The sequence below is a fragment of the Streptomyces sp. HUAS ZL42 genome (assembly GCF_040782645.1).
Taxonomy (GTDB): Bacteria; Actinomycetota; Actinomycetes; order Streptomycetales; family Streptomycetaceae; genus Streptomyces.
Window position 1 is genome coordinate 5457448 of record NZ_CP160403.1, and the last position, 22728, is coordinate 5480175.

Annotated in this window: 22 protein-coding genes and 2 pseudogenes; 14 read left to right on the plus strand and 10 right to left on the minus strand. The window is 70.1% G+C overall.

The features are described from left to right. Window positions 1-47: 47 nt before the first annotated feature. On the plus strand, window positions 48-617 hold the full coding sequence (locus ABZO29_RS25190) for a hypothetical protein (RefSeq protein WP_367322447.1): 570 nt from the start codon (window positions 48-50) through the stop codon (window positions 615-617). A gap of 339 nt (window positions 618-956) precedes the next feature. On the opposite strand, the gene ABZO29_RS25195 is transcribed toward ABZO29_RS25190, so the two are convergent. From ABZO29_RS25195 to ABZO29_RS25205, 3 genes are all read right to left on the minus strand, one after another. Beyond that, entirely contained in the window at window positions 957-1457 is a 501-nt protein-coding gene (locus ABZO29_RS25195) for an NUDIX hydrolase (protein ID WP_367322448.1), read from the minus strand. Window positions 1458-1579: 122 nt separating this feature from the next. Further along, on the minus strand, window positions 1580-1768 hold the full coding sequence (locus ABZO29_RS25200; RefSeq protein WP_367322449.1) for a DUF397 domain-containing protein: 189 nt from the start codon (window positions 1766-1768) through the stop codon (window positions 1580-1582). After that, on the minus strand, window positions 1765-2577 hold the full coding sequence (locus ABZO29_RS25205) for a helix-turn-helix transcriptional regulator (protein ID WP_367322450.1): 813 nt from the start codon (window positions 2575-2577) through the stop codon (window positions 1765-1767). The genes ABZO29_RS25200 and ABZO29_RS25205 overlap by 4 nt, the downstream gene beginning before the upstream one ends. 113 nt (window positions 2578-2690) lie before the next feature. Here ABZO29_RS25205 and ABZO29_RS25210 point away from each other — a divergent pair, with 113 nt between their 5' ends. From ABZO29_RS25210 to ABZO29_RS25230, 5 genes are all read left to right on the plus strand, one after another. Then, window positions 2691-3125 carry an ATP-binding protein gene (locus ABZO29_RS25210; protein WP_367322451.1) on the plus strand — a complete coding sequence of 145 codons (435 nt, stop codon included), beginning with the start codon at window positions 2691-2693 and terminating at the stop codon, window positions 3123-3125. A 238-nt stretch (window positions 3126-3363) separates the two neighbouring features. Further along, window positions 3364-4188, plus strand: coding sequence for a helix-turn-helix domain-containing protein (locus ABZO29_RS25215; RefSeq protein ID WP_367322452.1), 825 nt, complete (start codon window positions 3364-3366; stop codon window positions 4186-4188). A 99-nt stretch (window positions 4189-4287) separates the two neighbouring features. Continuing rightward, the gene (locus ABZO29_RS25220) at window positions 4288-4635 is read left to right on the plus strand and encodes a DUF6247 family protein (protein WP_367322453.1); all 348 of its coding nucleotides are present in this window, start codon (window positions 4288-4290) and stop codon (window positions 4633-4635) included. Further along, a complete protein-coding gene (locus ABZO29_RS25225; protein ID WP_367322454.1) occupies window positions 4632-4760 on the plus strand; it encodes a hypothetical protein in 129 nt (42 codons plus the stop codon). The genes ABZO29_RS25220 and ABZO29_RS25225 overlap by 4 nt, the downstream gene beginning before the upstream one ends. Before the next feature lie 123 nt (window positions 4761-4883). Beyond that, entirely contained in the window at window positions 4884-6008 is a 1125-nt protein-coding gene (locus ABZO29_RS25230) for an ADP-ribosylglycohydrolase family protein (RefSeq protein WP_367322455.1), read from the plus strand. Window positions 6009-6272: 264 nt separating this feature from the next. On the opposite strand, the gene ABZO29_RS25235 is transcribed toward ABZO29_RS25230, so the two are convergent. Both ABZO29_RS25235 and ABZO29_RS25240 read right to left on the minus strand, forming a co-directional pair. Continuing rightward, window positions 6273-7850 carry a sodium:solute symporter family protein gene (locus ABZO29_RS25235; protein ID WP_367322456.1) on the minus strand — a complete coding sequence of 526 codons (1578 nt, stop codon included), beginning with the start codon at window positions 7848-7850 and terminating at the stop codon, window positions 6273-6275. 160 nt (window positions 7851-8010) lie between these two features. After that, window positions 8011-8796: an SDR family oxidoreductase gene (locus ABZO29_RS25240; protein WP_367322457.1), complete on the minus strand. Its 786-nt coding sequence runs from the start codon at window positions 8794-8796 to the stop codon at window positions 8011-8013. A 94-nt stretch (window positions 8797-8890) separates the two neighbouring features. Here ABZO29_RS25240 and ABZO29_RS25245 point away from each other — a divergent pair, with 94 nt between their 5' ends. Continuing rightward, on the plus strand, window positions 8891-9736 hold the full coding sequence (locus ABZO29_RS25245) for a hypothetical protein (RefSeq protein ID WP_367322458.1): 846 nt from the start codon (window positions 8891-8893) through the stop codon (window positions 9734-9736). 78 nt (window positions 9737-9814) lie between these two features. Here ABZO29_RS25245 and ABZO29_RS25250 read toward each other — a convergent pair whose 3' ends face one another. Together ABZO29_RS25250 and ABZO29_RS25255 are read right to left on the minus strand one after the other, a co-directional pair. Next, window positions 9815-11680, minus strand: coding sequence for an MFS transporter (locus ABZO29_RS25250; RefSeq protein WP_367322459.1), 1866 nt, complete (start codon window positions 11678-11680; stop codon window positions 9815-9817). A 185-nt stretch (window positions 11681-11865) separates the two neighbouring features. Next, window positions 11866-14640, minus strand: coding sequence for a D-alanyl-D-alanine carboxypeptidase (locus ABZO29_RS25255; protein WP_367322460.1), 2775 nt, complete (start codon window positions 14638-14640; stop codon window positions 11866-11868). A 225-nt stretch (window positions 14641-14865) separates the two neighbouring features. On the opposite strand from ABZO29_RS25255, the gene ABZO29_RS25260 reads away from it, so the two are divergent. The 3 genes from ABZO29_RS25260 (at window position 14866) to ABZO29_RS25270 (ending at window position 17175) form a co-directional block, all read left to right on the plus strand. Further along, on the plus strand, window positions 14866-15618 hold the full coding sequence (locus tag ABZO29_RS25260) for a GPP34 family phosphoprotein (RefSeq protein ID WP_367322461.1): 753 nt from the start codon (window positions 14866-14868) through the stop codon (window positions 15616-15618). Between the two features lie 280 nt (window positions 15619-15898). Beyond that, a complete protein-coding gene (locus ABZO29_RS25265) occupies window positions 15899-16756 on the plus strand; it encodes a helix-turn-helix domain-containing protein (protein ID WP_367322462.1) in 858 nt (285 codons plus the stop codon). Window positions 16757-16983: 227 nt separating this feature from the next. Next, complete coding sequence (locus tag ABZO29_RS25270) at window positions 16984-17175, plus strand: DUF397 domain-containing protein (protein ID WP_367322463.1); 192 nt, start codon at window positions 16984-16986, stop codon at window positions 17173-17175. 350 nt (window positions 17176-17525) lie between these two features. On the opposite strand, the gene ABZO29_RS25275 is transcribed toward ABZO29_RS25270, so the two are convergent. From ABZO29_RS25275 to ABZO29_RS25285, 3 genes and pseudogenes are all read right to left on the minus strand, one after another. Continuing rightward, a complete protein-coding gene (locus tag ABZO29_RS25275; protein WP_367322464.1) occupies window positions 17526-18413 on the minus strand; it encodes a MerR family transcriptional regulator in 888 nt (295 codons plus the stop codon). A gap of 55 nt (window positions 18414-18468) precedes the next feature. Further along, complete coding sequence (locus ABZO29_RS25280) at window positions 18469-18975, minus strand: glutathione peroxidase (RefSeq protein ID WP_367322465.1); 507 nt, start codon at window positions 18973-18975, stop codon at window positions 18469-18471. After that, a pseudogene (locus ABZO29_RS25285) lies at window positions 18972-19319 on the minus strand (winged helix-turn-helix domain-containing protein); the annotation flags it as partial. The gene ABZO29_RS25280 and the pseudogene ABZO29_RS25285, both read right to left, overlap by 4 nt. Window positions 19320-19324: 5 nt before the next feature. Between ABZO29_RS25285 and ABZO29_RS25290 the strand changes: the two are divergent. From ABZO29_RS25290 to ABZO29_RS25305, 4 genes and pseudogenes are all read left to right on the plus strand, one after another. Then, a pseudogene (locus ABZO29_RS25290) lies at window positions 19325-20089 on the plus strand (MFS transporter); the annotation flags it as partial. A gap of 210 nt (window positions 20090-20299) precedes the next feature. Beyond that, window positions 20300-20458 carry a hypothetical protein gene (locus tag ABZO29_RS25295; RefSeq protein WP_367322466.1) on the plus strand — a complete coding sequence of 53 codons (159 nt, stop codon included), beginning with the start codon at window positions 20300-20302 and terminating at the stop codon, window positions 20456-20458. Then, window positions 20448-21836 carry a glycosyltransferase gene (locus ABZO29_RS25300; protein ID WP_367322467.1) on the plus strand — a complete coding sequence of 463 codons (1389 nt, stop codon included), beginning with the start codon at window positions 20448-20450 and terminating at the stop codon, window positions 21834-21836. The genes ABZO29_RS25295 and ABZO29_RS25300 overlap by 11 nt, the downstream gene beginning before the upstream one ends. Before the next feature lie 81 nt (window positions 21837-21917). Continuing rightward, the gene (locus ABZO29_RS25305) at window positions 21918-22724 is read left to right on the plus strand and encodes an alpha/beta fold hydrolase (protein ID WP_367322468.1); all 807 of its coding nucleotides are present in this window, start codon (window positions 21918-21920) and stop codon (window positions 22722-22724) included. Window positions 22725-22728: the final 4 nt, after the last annotated feature.

A 22728-nucleotide genomic window follows, 5' to 3' on the forward strand; every position in this document is an offset into this window, starting at 1 on the left:
ACGATGATCGGACCCCTGCTGGAGGGGTCCCGTAGCTGAGGAGATGCGTGCCCGTGCCTGCCCTACGGCTTCCCTCGTGGGCCTGGGTCACCGGCCTGACCGTGGGAGCGGTCGCCGCGGTCACCGTCCTGGCCGTACAGGCCGATCGGGGGCCGCATCCCACGGCCACGGCGGCCCGGCCGAGCGCCTCGGCGTCCGCGAGCACGCAGCCGACGCCCACGAAGTCCACCGCACCGGCCGCCGTGCCCGACGGATCGGGCACGGGACGCCGCATCGTCTACTCGCTCGGGCAGCACCGGGTGTGGCTGGTGGACGCGAGCGACGCCGCCGGCCGCACGTTCACCGTCTGGCCCGGCACGGTGAGCCCCGAACCCGGCACCTACACCGTCTCCACGCGCAAGGACGCGACGACGGGCTCCGACGGCGTGCAGATCGAGCACATCGTCTACTTCACCGCCAAGTCCGGTGTGAACATCGCCTTCTCCAACGCCGTCGACGGCTCCTCGCCGCCACCGGCGTCCGGCGTGCAGACGGGCGGCATCCGCATGCCCAAGGCGGACGGGACGGCCCTGTGGTCCTTCGGAACGACGGGGACGAAGGTGACGGTGGTCAGGTAGCCGACTCCGGCACACGCAGCGGCAGTTGGACGACCAGCAGCACGACCCCGCTCCCCGAGGAGCTACTCGGTGGGCACTGCCTCGAAGTAGCGTCGCGTGGTCCCCGGTGCCTCGGCCTCCAGCTCGCCTCCATCCCTTCGCTGCCTCGTTCGTTGAGAATCGCAGGCGCCGTTCCCCGCCCACCGGCGGCGGGGCGACGGGGCGGAGAGCACGGACCGCAAGCCATCGAGCTGCTCAACGAGAGGGAGTCGACCAAACATCCGTACCGCCTACCATGATCAGTGGCTCCCACAAGCCGCGTTGGCCGCAAGCGGGAGCTCCTGCCCGTGGGCGCCAAGGTCAGGGCCGCGCTGCCCGGAACGCGAGATACCGGCCGAAGGCTTCGTGGCTGTCGGGGGTGAAGCGCCACTCCCGCAGGGCCCGCCGCAGCTCCGGCTCGGTCAGCCAGCCGTGCCAGGCGACCTCATCAGGGTCGGGGACCACGGCGTCCGGCACCACGGCTTCGTGCATGCCGAGCCAGTGAGGACTCAGACCGCTGCGGTTGATGAACGCGAACAGCAAGCGCACCGGCACACGAACGCCCAGCTCCTCGGCCAGTTCCCGGGCCGCTGCCTGTTCATAGGACTCGCCGACTTTCACCGCGCCTCCGACCACGGCCTCGTAGTGCCCGGGAAACCGCAACAGCTGCTCCGACCGCCGGTGGATGAGAACCCGACCTCGCCCATCCCGGCACACCGTCGAAGCGATCCGGTGCAGCCAACCTTCCTGGACGGCCTGCCGACGGCCGACCACCCCCAGCACACGGCCCTGATCGTCGACACGTTCCACCAGTTCATCCATGAGGCACACCTTGACAGAGTCCACCGACAGGCTGCCCCGACGCCGAACCGGCGCTCATCGTCCCCGCCTGGCCCGGGTCATAACGGCCCGAGACGCCTTTCAGACTCGCTTTGCGGCGTAGGTCAGTGTCCGGTTGCGTAGGTGACGAACGTGGCCCACGAGTCGTCCGTGAACGCGAGCCGTGCGCCGTCTCGGTCCTTGGAGTCGCGTACGTGGACGGTGGCGTCGGCGGGGGCTATGGCGACCTCGACGCACTCAGGACCGTCGTTGCTGCTGTAGCTGCTCTTGAACCACTCAAGCGCGGAGGTCATGTCTCTTCTCCCATTACTTTCCCGATGAAGGCCAGTGACTCCCGGGGTGTCAGAGCCTGCGCCCGGATCATTCCATAGCGCATCTCCAGGATCTGGACTTCCCGGGGATCACTGATCACACGGTTGTACAGCTGGCCCTCCGAGTGTCCCAGCGTCTTACCGTCTCGGAGTTTCAGCAGCTGAAGCGGGCCGCCCATACCCGCGTGGTCCTCTCGATCCGTGGGCATCACCTGGATCTCGACGTGGCGCAACTTGCTGATCTCAAGCAGATGTTCGAGCTGTTGTCGCAGCAGCATTCTGCCCCCGATGGGCCTGCGGAGCGTCACCTCTTCCAGGACGAATGTGAGAAGCGGCGGGGGTACACGCTCGAAGACGCGCTGCCGTGCCACGCGGGCTGAGACGTGGCGGTCGATCTCGTCCTCAGTGAATGCGGGCCGCCGCCTCCCGTACAACGCCCGTGCGTACTCCGGCGTCTGGAGCAGGCCATGCATGTTGTGGTTGGCGTACGCCCCCAACTCCACCGCCTCGTCCTCCAGCTTCGCCAGATCCCGCACCTTCTTCGGATACCGGGCCCGCTCCACGTCCTCCTTCATCGCGGAGAGCTTCCCGCCCGCGCCCAGGACCTCATCGGCCTTGTCCAGGAAGTCCGGCTTGGGAATCCGCCGGCCCCGTTCCACCGACGAGACCATCTCCCCTCCGTATCCGATCGCGTCCCCGAGCTCTGCCTGCGTCAGCCCGGCCGGCTCACGCCACATCTTGATCTGCCGACCGACCGTCCTGAGTACGGCCGCTGCTTCCTCGTCCTCCACCTTCGCCCCTCCCGTCGTACGAGCCGTACGGACCGGCCCCACGTCCGGACAGTCACGGTCCGTACTGGGGTCGTTGCTGTTCAGCGTAGGTACGCGTGGCCACGCTGGGTGACATGAGCCAGGAATCCCTCACCCAAGTAACCCTCGCTGCCCACCACTTCACGGTTCAGTTGTCCGCCACTCGAAGAGGTGCCCGACTCGCACGGCTGCTCACAGAACGTCAACTCTGTGAGTGGGGCATGCCCTTTGAGGACGCGGTACAGGTCGTTGCCGAACTGAGCTCGAATGCCGTGCTCCATGGACGCGTCAGGGGACGGGACTTCCGGCTGGTGCTCCGGCTGCATACCGACGGCACCCTCCGTATCGAGGTGACCGACGCCCGAGGCGACCGGGTGCCGCGTATCCCGGACTCGGTCGCCGTGGACGCGGAATCGGGCCGTGGGCTGCGACTGGTGGCGGCGTACGCGGACCGCTGGGGCGTCGACGAGGCTCCGCCCAACTGCAAGACGGTGTGGGCCGAACTGGCGCCGGATCGCGCGGATCAGTGACCCGGCCTCGCCCGAGGCCAAAGACAAAGAACCGGGGAAAGAACCAACCGCCCCACCCAGCCCGTCACCAACGCGCCCCTGGTCACCCGGTCGAGTGATGGCGTTCAATTCGGCTGGCTGTCGGCGAATTGGTCGGGCAGCGTCAGCCTCGACAGACAACCGCACACATGAAACGGCCCCCGCCGGGACGCCAATCCCGAACGAGGGCCTGTTCACCGAGGAAGAAGAGAGCTTCCCGATGACTGAGCAGCAGCTTAGCGCGCACGCGCGCCCCCGGTCCGCCCGTTCCCGCCTCGGAGTTGGCCACGTGGACGAACGCCACGACGAAGAGTTCACGGTCGTCGGAAACCACCTCGCCCAACACCCCGACCTGTCGCTGACGGCCATCGGCCTGGCGGTCCACATCCAGTCGCTTCCGACCGGAACCCTCGTCGGGATCAAGACCCTTGCGGCCAAGTTCCCCGAGGGCGAGACGCGGATCGCCTCGGCCCTGAGGGAGCTGGAGAAGCACGGCTACCTGTCCCGCACCAAGGAGCGACTGCCGACGGGACGGATCGTGACGCGTACGACCTCGTACAACAAGCCCCAGAAGCGCACGGCCCACGCGACACCCGCTCCCCGGCGCGAACCGGCCCCGGACCCCAAGGAGCCGGAACATCCGGCCCCGGTCGCGCCGCTGCCCGCCCCGGACCTGCCCATCCACCGCACCGCCCGCAACGTCCTCGTGGGACTCCGCGCCCGCGACCCCCGCCTCCACCTCGCCGAGCGCGACGTACACCGCCTCGCCCCCGCCGTGGCCGCCTGGCTGGAGCGAGGCGTAGCCCCCGACGACGTACAGCGAACGCTCGCGGCCGGGCTTCCGCCGGAAGGTGTACGCCACCCGGTGGGCTTCCTGGCCCACCGCCTTACCGCCCTCCTGCCTCCACCCCTCGAGCCCGTGCCGGAGGCCGCCCGCCCCGACCCCCTCCAGAACTGCGACGGCTGCGACCGTGCGTTCCGTGCCCCGCAGCCAGGCAACTGCCGCGACTGCCGTGCGACCCGGTTGTCCGGCGCGGCGGCGTAGAGACGGGAACCGAGCCCCATGACAAGCGCTGCCCGAGCACCGCGCCACCGACTCCGCCGGTACCGTACGACGACCGAGCCCCCCGCACCGGAGGTCACCGTGAGCGCCCAGACCGACGGCCCGAACGGACCGCTGATCCCCATGCCCGAACTCACCCCGGACGCCCTGCGGGCAGCGGTCATGCGCATCGCGTCGAGCCGGGTCCCGGCCCTCACGCAGCACCTCTTCGAGGCCACGACAAATGCTCAGCAGACGCAGAGCCTTGCACCGCTGCGAGCCTTCGTGCACTCCTGGGCGGTGTTCGTGGCGATCGAACGGCATCCGGAACGCGCCGCCCGGCTGCGTGAGCTGGAGCGGATCGTGGACGCGGGGGAGCAGGACCCGGCAGAGGCCATCGCTGAGATCCAGGCGATCCGGAAGGCGGCCGAGGCGGAGGCTGGGCTGTGACGGATTGGGCATGGGACTACAACCCGAGTGCCGAGTACGTCACCGGCGGGCGCGGTTTCATCAGCTTTCTGGCCGTACCACGCCATGAGTGCGTCTACTCCTGCAATGTCACCTGGGACGGGTGATAACTGACCTCCCGGGACCACTTCGGCACACCTCACATACCATTCCGCCCCCTGAACCGACCGTTCCCGGTCGATTACAGTGGCGAACGTCGTACGTGCGGACGGTGCCCTTGGGAGGTCTTGGTGGGTGCGACAGCCGGCGCCGTCTGGGGCCGTACCGAGCAGCAGGACTTCCGCAGCCGGGTGCGCGGCACGCTGCTCGGCGCTGCTGTCGGGGACGCGCTCGGGGCGCCCGTCGACGGGCCCGCCCTCGACGTGATCAGGGAGACGTACGGCGCGGAGGGCGTCGTCGACCTCGCCCCCGCCTACGGACGGCGTGGCGTCGTCACCCACCTCACCCAGCTCACCCTGTTCACCGTGGACGGGCTGATCCGCGCCCAGGTCCGCCGCGACACCGGCGCCTGGCACCCGCCGACCGATCTGCACCGGGCGTATCTGCGCTGGGCCGCCACCCAGCACGACTGGGGCCCCGACGAGCGCCGCAAGGACGACGGCTGGCTGGCACGCGAGGAGTGGCTGTACGCCCGGCGGGATCCGCCCCGGGCCCTGCTGCTCGGCCTGGGCGACGAGACCATGGGCACGCTGGACGCGCCCAAGAACCCCGGCGAGCTCGGCCCCGAGGCGGCCGCCCGCTCCGCCCCCTTCGGGCTGCTCGTCGGCTGGGAGCCGCAACTGGTGGCGCAGCTGGCCGTGGAGTGCGCGGCCCAGACCCACGGCCACCCCACCGCCTGCCTCGCGGCGGGCGGGTACGCCGTCGTCGTACACGCGCTGGCCCTCGGAGAGAACCTCGACGCGGCCGTGCAGCGCGCGCTCGCCCTCCTCGCCGCCCGGCCCGGTCACCAGCCCGTGTCGGACGCCCTCCAGCATGCGCTGGGCGCCGTACGGCAGGGGATACCGACTCCGGCCAGGGTGGAGGAACTCGCCGGAAACGGTACGGCGGACGGGGTGCTGGCGGCCGCCGTGTACTGCGCCCTCGTCGCGGAGGACGTCCGCCACGGTCTGCGCCTGGCCGTGAACCATTCCGGCCCCTCCGCCACGACCGCCGCCCTGACCGGCGGCCTGCTCGGCGCCCTCCACGGCGAGACGGCCCTCCCCCCGGCCTGGCTGGCCGAGCTGGAGGGCCGGCCCACCGTCCTGGAACTGGCGGACGACTTCGCGATGGAGATGACCCAGGGCCCGGCTCTGCACGGCCCCGCAGGGGCATCGCCGGGCTGGCTGGCACGATATCCGCGGGGCGGGACGGGCTGATTCGCGTCCAGCCGCGGGCGCGGGCTGAGGGGACGGGTTTCGCCCCCGCCGCCCCTACCCGTCCCCTCCCAGGGGCTCCGCCCCTTCGACCCCGATCGGCCTGAACGGCCTCGTCCTCAAACGCCGGACGGGCTGAGTTCCGTCCAGCCGCGGGCATGCGTGCCTCCCCCACTGCCTTAAGGGCGTGGGAGGGTGGGCGCGGGCGGCACCCCGGTAGCGCCGGGTTGCGCGGCCCACCTCAGGCCCGCACCAACCCCCCGCACCTCACAACCCCGCGTCGTTCTTCACCGGCGACGCATCCGCGGCCCCGCCCACCGGAACCGGGATCGCCGCAGCCGCCCCGTCCCCGTCCGAGTTGATCCGCTCGATGATCGCCAGGCGCTCCGGCGTGTCCTCCGGCTTCAGGAACCCGACGAGGACGTACAGCACGAGCGACACCGCCAGCGGCACCGACACCTGGTACTGCAACGGCACCCCACCGTCGACGTTCCAGCTGATCGGATAGTTGACCAGCCAGAAGGCCAGCAACCCCATCGACCAGCTCACCAGCGCAGCCGTCGGCCCCGACCGCCGGAACGGCCGCAGCAGCCCCAGCATCATCGGAATCGCCATCGGCCCCATCAACCCGGCCACCCACCTGATGACGACGGTGATGATGTCCTTGAACGTCGGCGAGTTCACCTGCGTCGCCGCGGCCATGGACAGCCCGAGGAACACGACGGTGGTCACCCGCGCCGCGAGCAGGCCCGAACGCTGACTCCAAGCCCGCGCCCGCGCCCACACCACCGGCGCACAGTCCCGTGTGAACACCGCGGCGATCGCGTTCGCGTCCGACGAGCACATCGCCATCGTGTGCGAGAAGAACCCGACGATGACCAGCCCCAACAGCCCGTGCGGCAGCAGCTGTTCGGTCATCAGGGCGTACGAGTCCGAGCCGTCCGTCTTCTGCGACGTGACCAGCAGCGGCGACATCCACATGGGGAAGAACAGCACGAGCGGCCACACCAGCCACAGCACGGCCGACAGCCGCGCCGACCGCTCCGCCTCACGCGGGGTCGCCGTGGCCATGTACCGCTGCGCCTGGTTGAGCATGCCGCCGTTGTACTCGAAGAGCTTGATGAAGAGGAACGCGAGCAGGAAGACCGTCCCGTACGGCCCCACCAGCGGCTTCCCATGCCCCTGCAGCGCCGGCTCGTCCCACGCTCCGAGGAACCCGATGCCCTTGTCGTTCAGTTTGAGTACGACGGCCACGAACATCGCGATTCCGGCGAGGAGTTGGATGACGAACTGGCCCAACTCCGTCAGCGCGTCCGCCCACAGGCCGCCGATCGTGCAGTAGACGGCGGTGATCGCACCGGTGATGAGGATGCCCTGGTTCAGCGATATACCCGTGAAGACGGACAGCAGCGTCGCGATGGCGGCCCACTTCGCGCCCACGTCCACGATCTTCAGCAGCATCCCGGACCAGGCCAACGCCTGCTGCGTGGCCAGGTTGTAACGGTTCTTCAGATATTCCAGCGGGGACGCCACACGCAGCCGCGACCGCAGCCGGTTGATACGCGGCGCGAACAGCTTCGACCCGATGGCGATGCCCAGGGCGATCGGGAAGGACCAGGTCACGAAGGACGTCACGCCGTAGCTGTAGGCGATGCCCGCGTACCCGGTGAACATCACCGCGCTGTAGCCCGACATGTGGTGCGAGATGCCGGACAGCCACCACGGCATCTTCCCGCCCGCCGTGAAGAAGTCGCTGACGTCGTCCACCCGCTTGTGCGACCAGACGCCGATCGCGACCATCACACCGAAGTAGCCGATGAGCACGGCCCAGTCGAGACCGTTCATGAGCCCCCTTCCAGGGTCCGCCGCCAGGGTCAGGCATGTGAACTCTGGGTTCGGTGGCATGCGCACGGCAAGGAAGGGGTAGGTCAAGAGGGGGTAAAATAGTTCCGCGCGGTGACCTGAGTTTACGTATATGAACTCCAGGTTGGCTGAAAAGAACAGGTCAGCGCATCAGCTCCCCGGCGTTCACCAGCAGCGACTGCCCGGTGATGGCGCGCGCCCGGTCCGAGGCGAGGAACACCGCCGCATCCGCGACATCCCCGTCCGTGGCCAGATCCGGCAGGGCCATCCGCTCGGTGAGCCGCCCCAGCACCTCACCCTCCGGCACCCCCTCCGTCTGCGCGCTGAACTGCACATACGCCTGGACCGGCGGCCCCCACATCCACCCCGGCAGCACGGTGTTGACCCGGATCCGGTGCGGCCCGAGCTCCCGCGCCAGCGAGTACATCGCGCTCGTCAGCGCCCCTTTGGAGGCCGCGTATGCCGCCTGCCGCACCTGCGAGGGCGCGGCGACCGCCGACTGGGTCCCGATGAAGACGACCGACCCCCCGCACACCTTCAACGCCGGCAGGCAGGCCCGTGTCATCCGCAGCGTCCCCAGCAGATTGACGTCGATCACGGACTGCCAGGTCGCGAAGTCGGCGTCCGCGAGCCCGCCGAAGTAGGAGTCCCACGCCGCCACATGCACCACGGCGTCGATACCCCCGAACCGCTCCCGCGCCAGCCCCGCCAGCGCCTCGCACTGCCCCTCGTCGGTGATGTCGGTCGCCCGGTACGCCGTGCGCGCCCCGTCCGGATCGATCTCGGCGGCACTCTTGGCGAGGTTGGCCTCGGTCCGGGCCCCGAGCACGGCATTCCCTCCGTCCCGTACGACGGCGGCCGCGACCCGGTGGCCGAGCCCGGCCCCGACCCCCGATACGACGACGGTCTTGCCCGCGAGCAGTGACATCGGATCCCTCCCCGGCCTCAGGGCTGGCGCATTATCTGACGGAGCGTCAGAGTATGGGCGACCGCAGGAGGAAGGAAGAGAAAGGGGAGCGCTCATGCCGACCGACGACGACACGCGCAGCGAGGTCTACGCCGAGCTGGCCGCCGTGGGCCCGTACGGTGTCCGCCCCGGCCACGCCCTGATCACCATGGTGGAGCCGCACCTGGGCCACGAGTACGCCTACAACCGCTGGTACGAGGACGACCACTACTACGCCGGCGCGATGGCCATGCCCTGGATGTACGCGGGCCGCCGCTGGGTCGCCACCCGCGACCTCCAACTCCTGCGCTACCCGGAGAAGTCGGCGATAGCCCAGCCCGTGACCGCCGGCTGTTACATCTCCACGTACTGGATCACGGCCGGCCGGTACGCCGACCACATGAAGTGGACCGTCGCCATCAACAAGCGCCTCAACCGCGACGCCCGCGTCTACCAGGACCGTACCCACGTCTTCACGGCGTTCCAGGACCACGAGACGACGGTCTACCGGGACGGCGCGGCGGGCCCGCGGGACTTCCACGCCCTCGACCACCCGTACGCGGGCCTGGTGGTGGAGGTGCTCGACGCGGACTCTCCCGAACAGCGCACGCAACTCCTCGAGTGGCTCCGCTCCCGCCACCTCCCGAAGCGCGTCGCGGGCTCACCTGCCGCCATGGTCACGGTGTTCCGCCCGACCCCCCTCCCCGGCGACCGCATGACGTACGTCAAGCAGGTGGAGGGCGTGGACACCCGCCTCACGCTGCTCTGGTTCCTGGAGGCGGATCCGAGGGAGTGCTGGGAGTCCCACTTCACGGACCTGGGCCGGGAGGTCGAGGAGTCGGGGCTGGGAAAGGTGGAACTGGTGGCCCCGTTCATCCCGACGATCCCGGGAACGGACCGCTATGTGGCGGAGCTGAGGTGACGCGCCAAGTCCCCCTCATCCAACCGAGTCCGGGCGGGTGACTTCACAGCCGACCGAGTCACCCGCACCGACCGACGATCACCGCAGCTCATCAGGGCAAGGAGTCCCCCGAGGCACGCCATACGGCGCCGCCAACCGATACGTCCCCGCCCGCGGAGCGACCAGCATCGTCCACTTGTCCCCCTTCGCATCCTCCTCCGTCTCGAACAGACACCCGTTCAGGTTCTCGTACGTCTTCGGCGTGCCCTCGGCCCGCTCCTTGGACTCGTCCGTCTCCCGCGGCGGGTCCAGCTTCTTGCCCTCCGCGTCGACGATGCTCAGCCACGGCGAGTACGGGATGCGGACGAGGATCCGTCCCGGCTCGCTCACATCCATCGTCACCTCGGTCTGCCCGAGCCGCTCGACGACCGCGTTCGGCTCGGCGAGCGGCGTCGGATCGGTCACCCGGAACAGCTGCCAGTTCGCGTCGCCCCAGATCTGCTTCAGATACGGCATGCCCCGCTGGACCAGCTCCCGCTCCCGCTGTCCACCGTCGCCGTCCGGCTCGTCCTTGGGCAGCACGACGAAGTGCACGGCCCACCGCTTGAGCCACTCGTGGTAGTTCGCCGAGTTGAGCGTGTCGTCGTAGAAGAGCGGGTTGCGCTCCATGTCGGCCTGGCGGTTCCAGCCGCGGGCCAGGTTGACGTAGGGGGAGAGCGCGGAGGCCTCGCGGTGGGAGCGGGCCGGTACGACCTCGACGCGGCCCTTCTCCGCGCCGACCTCCTGCAGTTCGTTGACGAGCGGAGCCAGCTCGCGCGCCCAGGACGCCGCCGGGGTCGTATGGACGACGTCGTCGACCGACTTGAAGCCGATCCAGGTGCCGAACGCGACCAGGGACAGCACGATCGCGTACCACTTGCGGCTGCGCGGCACGGCGAACGGCAGCGCGGCCGTGAGCACCACACCGGCGAACAACATCGCGAGCCGTGTGATGTTGGAACCGATCTGGGAGCTGACGATCCACACCCCCAGGACCGCAAGGCCGTACACCGCCGCCGTGATCCGTACGGTCTTCCAGTCGCGCGGTACGACGGCGAAGACGACGGCCGAGAACAGCAGCGGCAGTATCGCCGAGCCGAAGGACATCGGCTGGGTTCCGGAGAAGGGGAACATCAAGGCGGACACCGCGACGACCGCGGTCGGGCCCAGCCCCAGCGCCCATGCGCCCGGACGCCGCTTCTGGAGGAACAGCGCGACGGCCACCAGGCCCACGAACAGGCCCGCGACCGGCGACGACATCGTGGCGAGCGCGGCGAGCGGCGCCGCGCACAGCGCCTTCGCCCACCGCTTGTGGCGCCAGCGGTGCGGCCAGCAGAAGACGACCGCCACCGCCGCGAGCGCGAACATCGTGCCCAGGCCGTACGTCACACGCCCCGACACCGCGTTGCAGAGGAACGCGAAGACGCCCGCCAGCGCCGGCCACACGGGATCCCTTACCGGACGGCTGCGCACCAGCACCAGCGTCAGCAGGGCAGCGGAGATCGTCCCCGCGATCATCATCGTCGTACGGACGCCCAGCACCGACATCAGGTACGGCGACACCATGCTGTACGACACCGGGTGCATACCGCCGTACCAGGCCAGGTTGTACGCCGAGTCCGGGTACCGGCCGACGAACTCGGCCCAGGCGTCCTGCGCCGCGAGATCGCCACCACTGTTCGCGAACGTGAAGAACCAGACGACGTGGAGCGCGCCGGCGAGGCCGGTGGCGAAGAGGACGGGATGATGCCGGGTCCACGCGCGCGGGGCGGCGAGGACACCGGCGAGTCTGGATGCGCCGTCCGGGTGGTCAGTGCCGTCGGTCCCGTGGTCGTCGCCTCTGGGCCCCGCGGGCAGCCGTATTCGCGGGCCGGTGTCCGGGCCCGGACCGGTGTCGTCGGCGCGTGTCGGCTCCGCAGTGGCCACCTGAAGGCACTCTCCCCGTGTCCCGTTTTCTGTTCTTGGCCGCGTCCCGTTCGCTCACGCTTCACGGCCGCTTCCCGAGCGACCGGCCACCTGTCCCGATTCGTGACGCTAGCACGCACCCCGCCGGGGGGAACCCTCGCGGAGCTCCGCCGGCGGGGTGCGTGCGTACGGACTCGACGCAGGCGTCAGGAGACGCGGGTCAGCTTGTCCGTGAAGCCCGGCTCGAGCAGATCCTTCTCCAGCGCTACCGGGACCTGCACGGCGCCGTTGGTGCCGTCGCCGACGGTGAGCGTGCCCACCTTGGTGCCGGACGCGGCGGAGTGCGGCAGCTCGTCCGCCTCGAACGACAGCTTCACCTCGAGCCCGGCCCAGCCGACCGCCGCCACGTCCTTGGTGACCACGACGGGGGTGTGGCCGCCGAGCTTGTCGTCCACGTAGCCGACGACGTCGCCCTTCTTCAGGATCTTCGCCGAAGTGATCGCGTCCTGCGCGGCGAGCAGCGCGGTCTTGCTGACGGCGTTGACCGTGTCGATGATCGGAATGGTGTGCTGGCCGAGGATCGCGCCGATCAGCGTGACGGTCTGACCGCCGACCTCCTTGGTCGCGGCGAACAGCAGGTTGCCGCCGGCCTTGGTGGTGCTGCCGGTCTTGATGCCGAGGGCGTTGTTGTAGGGGACGAGCGTGTTGTAGTTGCGGTGCTTCATGCCGGACGGGTCGATCCACTCCGGCAGCTTGGTGATGTCCATCAGGGCCTGGATCTTCACCAGCTCGTTGCCCAGCTTCACCTGGTCCTGCGCGGTGGAGACGGTGGTCTCCTTCAGACCGGACGCGTCGGTGTACGTCGTGTTCGTCATCCCGAGCTCCTTGGCGGTGTCGTTCATCTTCTTGATGAACGCCGCCTCGGTGCCCGCGTCCCAGCGGGCCAGCAGCCGCGCGATGTTGTTGGCGGACGGGATCATGATCGCCGACAGCGCCTGCTTCTCGGTGAGCTTGTCGTTCTCCTTGACCGTGTAGAGGGTGGACTCGCCGTCCTTGTAGTAACCGCCCTCCTTCTCGGCGGTCGCGTCGACGGTGATGCTCGGACCCTCCTCACCCGGCTTCAGCGGGTGGTCCTTCAGCACGACGTACGCGGTCATGGCCTTGGCCACGGAGCCGATGGCCACCGGCGTCTGCTTGCCGAAGCTGCCCATCGTGCCGATGCCGTTGACGTCCATCCAGCCCTGGCCCTCGCTCGGCCAGGGCAGGTCGACCTTGGCGCCGTCGAACGTGTACGAGTCGTCGGCGGTGAGGGTGAGCGCGGGGGCGGGGAGGGGGCGTACGGCCTGCGCGATCGCAAACACGATCGCGAGCAGGATGACCAGGGGGGTCCAGATCTTGATGCGCCGGGCCAGGGTCCGCAGGGGCGTCGGCGGGGGCGGCGGCGTGTTGGTCAGCTCCGCCAGCAGGTCCAGCGGGGGCTTCGGCGGGAGCGGCTGCTGAGCGGTGCGCTCCGGGCCGACCTGCGGGATGGCGGCGGTGGCTTCGGCCGGCTTCGGCGCGCGGGGCGACGGGTCGTCGAGGGGCTTCAGCGCGACGAACCTGCTGGTGCGCTCCGCTGCGGGAACGTCGGGAGCGGCGGGAGCTCCGGGCTTGGGTGCCCTGTCCTGCGGGGCCTTGTCCTGGGGGGCCTTGTCCTGCGGGGCCTTGTCCTGGGGGGGCTTGGTGGCGCCGCCCAGCTTCAGCATGGTGGTGGGCTGGTCGACGGCGGGCTTCGCGGGGCGGGGGGCCTTGAAGACGGCGGTGGGCTGGTCGACGGGGTGGGCGTCCTCGGCTTCGCCTTCGGCCGGTTCGTTCCCACCCGCACCACCCGTGCTGCTTTCGTCGTCGGGTGCGGGTGGCCCCTGTGGGGCGTCCTCGCCGTCGGCGGCCTGCGGGTCCGCGCCAGTGGTCCTGTCGCCTGCGGCGGACTCGGGCCCGTTGTCCGTCTCCGAGTCCTCCGGGGCCGAGCCGGCGTCCCCGTCCGACTCCTCCGCGGCGGGTTCCGTGTCCGTGTCGGAGCTGTGCGTGGTCTTCGCGGCGTCGCTCTGTGAGTCCTGCGAGGTCGTTTCCGTCTCGGTCTTCGAGCCCTCTGCGGCGGGTTCCGTGTCCGTGTCAGAGCTCTGTGAGTCCTGCGAGGCCGGTTTCGTCTCGGTCTTGGAGTCCTCTGCGGCGGCCTCCGTGTCCGTGTCGGAGCCCTGCGTGGTCTTCGCGGCGTCGCTCTGCGAGTCCTGCGAGGCCGGTTTCGTCTCGGTCTTGGAGTCCTCTGCGGCGGCCTCCGTGTCCGTGTCGGAGCCCTGCGTGGTCTTCGCGGCGTCGCTCTGCGAGTCCTGCGAGGCCGTTTCCGTCTCGGTCTCCGAGTCCACCGCGGTCTGCCCGGTGTTCGTCCTCGAGTCCACCGCGGCCGGCTCAGCGTCCTGCTTCGAGTCCGCCGGGGCCGAGTCGGTGTCGGTGTCCGCGTCCTTCGCGGCCGGCTTCGCGTCCTCCACGGTCTGCCCGGCGTCCTTCTCCGGCGCCTTCTCGGCCGCGGTGCTCACCCAGGCCGCCACGGCCGCGCGCAGGCGGGCGTCGTCCGCCGGGTCGGGCTTGGCGGTGGCGGGGGCCTTCTCAGCCTTCTCCGGTGTTTCCTCCGCGTCGGAGGGCTTCACGGCGTCCTGGGCGTCCTCGGGGCCCCGGGAGTCCCCTGCGTCCGCCTGAGCGGGCTCCTCGGCCTGTTCGCGTTCCTCGGTCAGCGTCCGGATCGAGAGCACCTGCGTCGCCGTGTCCACGCCCCTGCGCGACGCGGACGACGACTGCTCGCCCTCCCGCTTCACCGCCAGACGAGGATCGCGCACCTCGCCCCTGGCCTCGGGAACCGGACCCGCGCTCCCCGACGTCGGTTCTGCCGACGACTCGCGCTGCTTCGACCTGTCGGGGGACTCGCCCGCCACCGATGCCTCCTTCATGCGCCGCGCGCGCCTCCGCGCGCTACCGAACCAACCGTGAACCGTCGCCCGGAACCCCGCCCATGGCGCTGTCCGAACCATGTACCAGTGTCCTGTGTGAGGGCTTGGCTCCTGCGGTAGACGAGAACGACATACCTGCCGGTTCCCTCACAAAGAGGTCACGCACCCTCGACAGACCAATGTGAGAGGGGTCACCCTGTCTTTCATCCACGCGGGGAGGCATGGATGGGCAGGAGCCGCAGAACACTTCCGGAGGAGCTTCTGCTGCTGGCACTGGACCCGGCCACGGGTACCACTGCGCAGCCGCAGTCGCTCGACCTCGGTCTGGCCGGAGCACAGCTAGTGGAGCTGGCGCTGGCCGGACGGATAGCCCCAGACGGGGATCGTATCGCCGTGGTGGCACCACGGCCGACTGGAGATCCAACTTTGGACTGTGCGTTGGAGTTGCTGCGCAGGCGCGGCGCTCCCGTACGGGCTGTTCACTGGATCGGCGGGCCCCGGCTGGGGCTCCGTCAGACCTACCTCTCGCATCTCGAGCGGTGCGGCATGGTTGCTGCCGTACCGGGCCAGATGTGCGGAGTGCTGCCGACGACTCGCTACCAGGCGACGGACACCGAAATCAGCCGGGAGATCAGGGCCCGGCTGGATTCCGCGATCCGCACCGGCGTGCCGCCGGACCCGCGGACCGCGGCGCTCGCCGCCCTCGCGCACGCGGTGGGTCTCGGCAAGCACCTGTACCCGGGCAACGAGGGACGGTCGTCCCGCTCCCGGTTGCGCGATCTGATCAGGCACGACCCCATGGGCGGTCTCGTCGCGCACGCCGTGATGGACGTCCAGAACGGTGCGGCGGCCCAACCGCGCCGCAGCCAGGCGACGGCAGGCCGTCCGGCCCCCGGAGCCAGGCCGGCATCGGAACCCGCTCGTGGCGTTCCGGTGCAACCGCGCCGCGGATCCATGGCGCGCGTCGTGGCCCACTGAGCCGGAGTCCCACGACAGCAAGACCCGTTCGGGAGCCGCGCGGCCGCGCGGGGTGGTGGAACGGTACGCCTGGCACGGCGTACGCCCACCGCCCCGCGCGGACGCATGTACGGACACCCCGGCGCAACCGCCCGCATTCGGCCACCGTGCCCCGAACTGGCGCGTACCTGCCGCATATCCAACGTTTCCCAGCGGTAGTAAGCACCTTGGTGGCAATCTGCTCAACAGCAGATACGCAAAGTAGAGGCATGCAAGACATGCGGCCGGAGGTGCACGTCCCGTGGCGTCCAATGTCAACCCCACTGTCAGGCGACGCCGGCTGGGCCAGGAGCTGCGCCGGCTCCGTGAGCTCAAGGGCATGACGGCCGAGGAGGTGGCCGAGCGGCTGCTGGTGTCACAGTCGAAGATCAGCCGCCTCGAGAACGGCCGGCGCAGCATCAGCCAACGCGACGTCCGTGACCTGTGCGGAGTGTACGAGGTCGAGGACCAGCGCATCGTCGAGTCGCTGATGCAGATGGCGAAGGACTCGCGCCAGCAGGGCTGGTGGCACGCTTTCGGGGACATTCCCTACAGCGTGTACATCGGCCTGGAGACCGACGCGGAGTCACTGCGGGTCTACGAGCCCCAGATCGTCAGCGGGCTGCTGCAGACGCGGCCGTACGCCGAAGCCATCATTCAGGGGGCGTTGCCCGAGACCTCGGCGGCGGAGATCGACAAGCGGGTCGAGGTGCGTATCCGCAGGCAGGAACGGATCGGCACGGAGAACAACCCGCTTCGGCTGTGGGCGGTGCTGGACGAGGCGTCCCTGCGCCGGGTGGTGGGGAGCCGGCAGGTCATGCGTGAGCAGCTGGAGCATCTCGTCGAGATCACCCGGCTTCCGCACATCACGGTGCAGGTGCTGCCGTTCGAGGTGGGGGCGCATCCGGGGATCAACGGCCAGTACGCGATCCTGGAGTTCGCCGACGCGGCCGACTCGAGCGTGGTGTACATCGAGGGCGTCACCAGCGACCTGTACCTGGAGAAGGCGCACGATGTGCAGAAGTACACGGTGATGTACGAGCACTTGAGGGCCCAGGCGCTGAACGTGGATCAGTCGCGTCAGCTCATCGAGGATGTCGCGAAGGAGTACGCACGCTGAGCCCAAGTCGGTTGAGCGGGCGGGATCTTACACCCCTGATGCGCTTGACTGGAAGACTCACCTGGAATATGCCATCCGGTCGAGTGAATGCGTGCTCCGAATGAAGGGGTCGGCGAGTAGCGTCGATCACGCCAACGATCAAAAACGTTGGCGCGATCCGTACCGCGAAGCCCGATGGGGCCGGTGGTGCGGCGTCAGCAACTCAGCAACTCGCCACCGGAGCAAACATGGCAATCCTGCAGGGCGCCACGGAAACGTGGACGAAGTCTTCCTACTCCACGGGCAACGGAGCATGCGTCGAGGTCAAGTCCCCGTCCACGGCCGCGCTGGCCGTACGCGACTCCAAGGTCCCCGAGGGCCCCACGCTGGCCTTCCCCACCGACGCCTGGAACGCCTTCGTGGCATCGGTCAAGGCGTAGGGGAATCGACAACTGCACAAGCACCGCAAAGGAGCCCTCTCGACCAGCCCGCCGTCCTTGCCGAGGGGGCTCGGCTTGTGCAACGCGACTCCGTCAGCCCGCGGGCGCGTACGACGCCCGGCCCCGCGTTGATCCGCGGGTGCGTACGGCGCCGGGCTCACGCGTTGGTCCGCGGGCGCCTACGGCGCTCAGCCCCCGCGTCGGTCCGCGGGCACGCGTGCCGCCTGGGGCGGCACGGGTGGGCGCGGGCGGCACCCCGTCAGCGCCGGGTTGCGCGACCCACCCCGCGTCCACCCCAACACGGGCACCTCTGCGCCGACCCGCACGCCGGAGCCCGCACCAACCCCGCCCTAGCCGCCGGCAGGCCCCCGCACCGGAAACGCCACATCACACACCGCATCCTCCGCCCCGGCCGCATCCCACTCCGCGAAGTACACCTCCCTGCACGGCCCGTCGTACGACAGCCCCTCCCCCCGGATCCACTCCTCCACCGCCTCGAACGCCGCAAGGATCTGCGGATGAGCCACCTGAGCCTTCGTGATCCGCGTGTACGCGAGACGCCGAGCCGGCTCCACCCGCACCCCCGTCTCCCATCCCCGCCCACGCTGCCGCTCCAGCCAGGCCCGAGCAGCCGCCTCGTCGGCGACGGGCACGCACGCCTCCGCGGGCCCGTCGCTCTCCATCGACACCTCGGAGTGGTACACGACGTACGGCGCGGCGACCGTGCCCCCGCACTCCCGCGCAGCCTCCTCCAACCGCCCCAGCGACGCCCCGATCCACGCCGGCAACTCGTCCGCCAGCGTGTGCCGCGTCTCGGTGATCATCACCTGCTCGGGCACGTCGACCGTCTCGACCACGAACTTCCCGTACATCTCGGTGCTCCTCCCGGACAACCGTCCACGGAGGTACTCGGCGAGCGTCCGCTGCCCCGCCACCCGCGTCTCGACGTCCGCCCAGTACGCCGCGATCCGGTCGGCCGCCTCGCCGCCGTCCCGCGCCTCGACCACCTCGGCGATCCGCGCGAGCGGCATGTCCAGCCGGCGCAGCATCGCCACGAGCCGCGCGCGTTCCACCTGGCGGGCCCGGTAGTAGCGGTAGCCGCTGACCTCGTCGACGTGCGCCGGGGCCAGCAGTCCGAGACGGTCGTACAGCCGCAGGGCCTTGGCCGAAAGCCGGGCCCGCGCGGCGAACGCCCCGATGGTGAGCAGCTCGTCGTCCACCCCGTCATCCTCCGTCACCGGGCGGCTCCTCCGCCCGGTGACAAGGACGCTCACCCTTGACCCAAGGGCAAGGTCAACCCGCCAGCTGGGCCTCCACCGCGGCCACGATCTCCGCCGCCTCCGGCTCCGTCTGCGGCGAGAAGCGGGCGACGACCGAGCCGTCCCGCCCGATCAGGAACTTCTCGAAGTTCCAGCGGATGTCCCCGCTGTGTCCCTCGGCGTCCGCGAAGCCGACGAGCCGCTCGTACAGCGCGTGCCGGCCCTCCCCGTTCACCTCGACCTTCTCGGTCATCGGGAAGGTCACGCCGTACGTGGCCGAGCAGAACTCGGCGATCTCCTCGGCGTTGCCGGGCTCCTGCCCGAGGAACTGGTTGCACGGCACGCCGAGCACGGTGAAGCCCTGCGCGGTGTAGCGCTCGTGGAGCCGTTCCAGCCCGGAGTACTGCGGGGTCAGCCCGCACTTGGAGGCCACGTTCACGATGAGCACGGCCTTGCCCGCGTACTGCGAGAGGCCCGCGGAACCGCCCTGGAGGGCATCGATGTCGACGTCGAGGGGAGAGGCACTGGCATCTGTAGTCATGAGCGGATGCTAACGCCGGCGGATGAAGCCCTCCTTGCGGCCTCCCGGCCCCCGGAACACCCCACCCCGGCCTCCGCCTCACTCCCGGCCGTCACCGTCGCACCCCCGGACGCGGCCACCGTCACACCCCCGGACGCCGTCACCGTCACACCCCCCGACGCCGCCACCGTCGCACCCCCGGACGCCTCCACCAGCACGTCCCCCGCCGCCGCCGTCCGCACGTACAGCACCGACCGCCCCGCCCGCCGCCGCTCCACCAGCCCCGCGTCCAGCAGCACCCGCAGATGCCGTCCGACCGGCCCGAGCCCCTGCCCGGTCACGGCGACCAGCTGGGTCGTGCTCATGCGGGGCCGGGCTCATGCAGATCGCCGGGTATGCGACGGGTGGCGTCCTGGTGACCGTCCTCTCCCCGCGCACCACGCTGCTGCTCGCGACGCTGCTCTACGCGATCGCGTCCGCGGGCCTTCGTCTGGGTCTGACGCCCCGCCCGCCCCGCGCGGCCGGCCGTCCGTCGGTCGCGGCGACCTGGCGCACCAACGCCCTGCTGTGGTCGTCCCGCCCGCGCCGCCTCGTCCTCCTCGGCCCGTGGATCCCCAACGGCCTGGTGGTCGGCTGCGAGTCCCTGTTCGTGTCGTACGACCCCGGTGCCGCGGGCGCGCTCTTCGCGTGCGCGACGCTGGGCATGCTGGCCGGGGACGTGACCGTGGGCCGTCTGCTCCCGTCCGCCCTGCGCCCCCGTCTCGCCACGCCCCTGCTGCTCCTGGCCGCGCCGTACACGCTCTTCGCGCTGCACCCGGCGCTGCCGGTCGCCGCCGTCTGCGCGGCGCTGGCTTCCGTCGGCTTCGCCGCGAGCCTGGTCCAGCAGGAGCGGCTGATCGCCCTCACCCCGGACGAACTGAGCGGCCACGCACTGGGGTTGCACTCGGCCGGGATGCTGACCATGCAGGGCGTCGGCGCCGCCCTGGCGGGAACGGCGGCCCAACTCACCTCGCCCGCCACGGCGATGACCGCCACGGCGATGACCGCGACGGCGGCGGCGTCGGCCGGGGTGACGCTCGTCCTGGCGGTGGCAGACAGGCGGACGACGGCACAGGCCACGCAGCTGCCGCGGTGAGCCCACGGCCGGCGCCCGTCGTGCGTAGGGGGCGCGCACCTTTTTACGCACTACCGCTCGAATGTCGCGAAACGGCAACAGTGCTTTCGTGCGTCACGGGAGTTGTTGAAGCCTTGGGGGCGAATTGCGGGGGAAGTGTGAACATCGCTTTGTCATTCCGGCTGCCCGCGTTCCCGCACCACCCGACGAACCGAAAGGACACGACGACCCATGTACGGAAAAGGGACTCTGGCGCAGACCGGTGTCGGCTTCACCATTCTGGGTGTCTCGGCATCCATCAGCCTCGTGGCGGCCGCCGCAGTGGCCCTGATCGTCGCCGGAGGACTCGCCTACCGCTACGCCACCAGGAACAAGCGGTATGCCGGCTGAGCGTCCCAGGTCCTTACGCAAGGCACTGCAGACGGCGGCCACCGTGATGGTGATGGGAGCGGTGGCCGCCTGGGCCGCCGCGACCCATTCCGTCAATCACGTCTCCGGTGTCTTCCTCGGGATCTACTACATCCTGCTCACGGCGTCGGTCCTGCTGTACATGGCCCTCGCCGCGTTCCCCCTGCGCAGTCGCTACAAGCGCGCGGCCCCGGGAAGCGTCGTCGCCATCATCCCTTCGTACAACGAAGAGAACATGGAGGGCCTGCACGCCACGGTCCGCTCCCTGATCGACCAGTCCCGGCCGGTGGCGGCGATCCACGTCGTCGACGACGGATCGACCGTCCCCGTGGTGCCCTTCGACCACCCGCTCGTCACCTGGCACCGCCGGCCCAACGGCGGCAAACGGGCCGCCCAGGCCACGGCGATCGAGCACATACGGCGAAACGGCCAGTCCTTCGACTACGTGCTGACCGTCGACTCGGACTCCGAGGTCCACAAGGACGCCGTATGGCAGATGCTCCGGGTCATGAACGACAGGCGGGTCCAGGCCTGCACGGGGACCGTCCTGGTGCGCAACCGGCACGCGAGCCTGCTCGCCCGCCTGTCCGACCTCAACCTCTTCATCTTCTGCGTGCTCAGCCGCGGGCTGCGCTCCGCCCTCGGGGTCGTCAACCCCACCTCGGGGGCGCTGTCGATGTACCGGGCGCCCGTACTCTTCGACAACCTCGGCCACTACCTGGCCTCCGGAAAGGACGGCGACGACCGCCAGCTGTGCGACTACGCCCTGATGCGCGGCCGGGTGGTCTCCGTGCCGCGCGCCTACGTCACCACCGACATGCCCGACACCGTCAAGGGCACCTACCGGCAGCGCCTGCGCTGGGGCAAGTCGGGCTGGCGGTTCATCCCCTGGGAACTGACCAACCTGCCCACGGCCTCCCTGGCGACCCGGCTGATCGAGGTCTGCACGGAAGCCCTGCTGCCCGTGCTGTATCTCGGCCTCGCCGCCAACGTCTGGCGCACCGGAAGCGCGGACTTCCTGCCCCACGCCTTCGCGACGGCCGCCGTGTTCATGCTGGCCGAGACGCTCTTCTACGCGATCCTGAGACCGGGCCTGAGCTTTGCCGAACGCCTGGCGGCTCCGCTGCTGGTGCCCTGCTACACGCTGATGATGTTCTTCGTCGTGTACCCGGCAAAGTACTGGTCCATCACGAAGATCAAGTCGGACGCCTGGCACACCCGTGAACCCTCCGCGCAGGCGCCGCCCGCCCACGGCCGCCACCGGGTCGGCCCCCGCCCGCCGGCCCCGGCCAAGCTTCTGGACCCCGACACGGAAAGGACCCTGGAGACGACCCTGACGATCCGCACGCGCCCCCTGTGACGGCGGACGCGGGCGCCGAGCGGCCACTGCCCGGCGCCCCGTCGCGTTGCAGCCTGTCCAGCGGTCGGCAGAGACTGGACCATGGGCGAATACGTGGAGCTCTCCGGCGTCAGGACCTGGTACGAGGCCGAGGGCGACGGCGACCCGTTGCTCCTCCTGCACGGCGGCTTCTGCACGAACGAGACGTGGGGCGCCCAGCGCCCCGACCTCGTGGCGAAGTACCGCGTGTACCTCCCGGAGCGCCGCGCACACGGGCACACACCCGACACCGACGGGCCGCTCTCCTACCAGGTCATGGCCGACGACACCGTCCGCTTCCTCGACTCGGTCGTCGGCGGCCCCGCCCACCTCGTCGGCTGGAGCGACGGCGGGATCGTCGCCCTGCTCGTCGCCATCGCCCGCCCGGACCTGGTCCGGAAGGTCGTGGCCATGGGAGCCAACTTCCGCCCGACCCCGGAGATCGTGGCCGATCCCGCGCTGCTCGGCCACTTGACCCCGGACTCTCCCGATCTGGTGCCGTTCCGCGAGATGTACGCAGCGGTCACGCCCGACGGTCCCGACCACTGGCGGGTCGTGGCGGGCAAGATGTTCGAGATGTTCTCCACGCAGCCGACGATTCCCCCGGAGGATCTGGCCCGCATCAGCACGCCCACGCTCGTCCTGGTCGGCGACGACGACATGATGACGCTCGAACACACAATTGATCTCTATCGCGCGATCCCCGACTCCGAACTGGCCGTCGTCCCCGGAACCTCCCACGCACTGCCGATGGAGAAGCCGGCCGAGGTCAACCGGATCATCCTCGACTTCCTCGCGAACGAACCGGTCCCGACGATGCTTCCCGTACGGCGTGCCCATGCGACGGCCGCGGGCGGCGGCCCGGCGTAACACC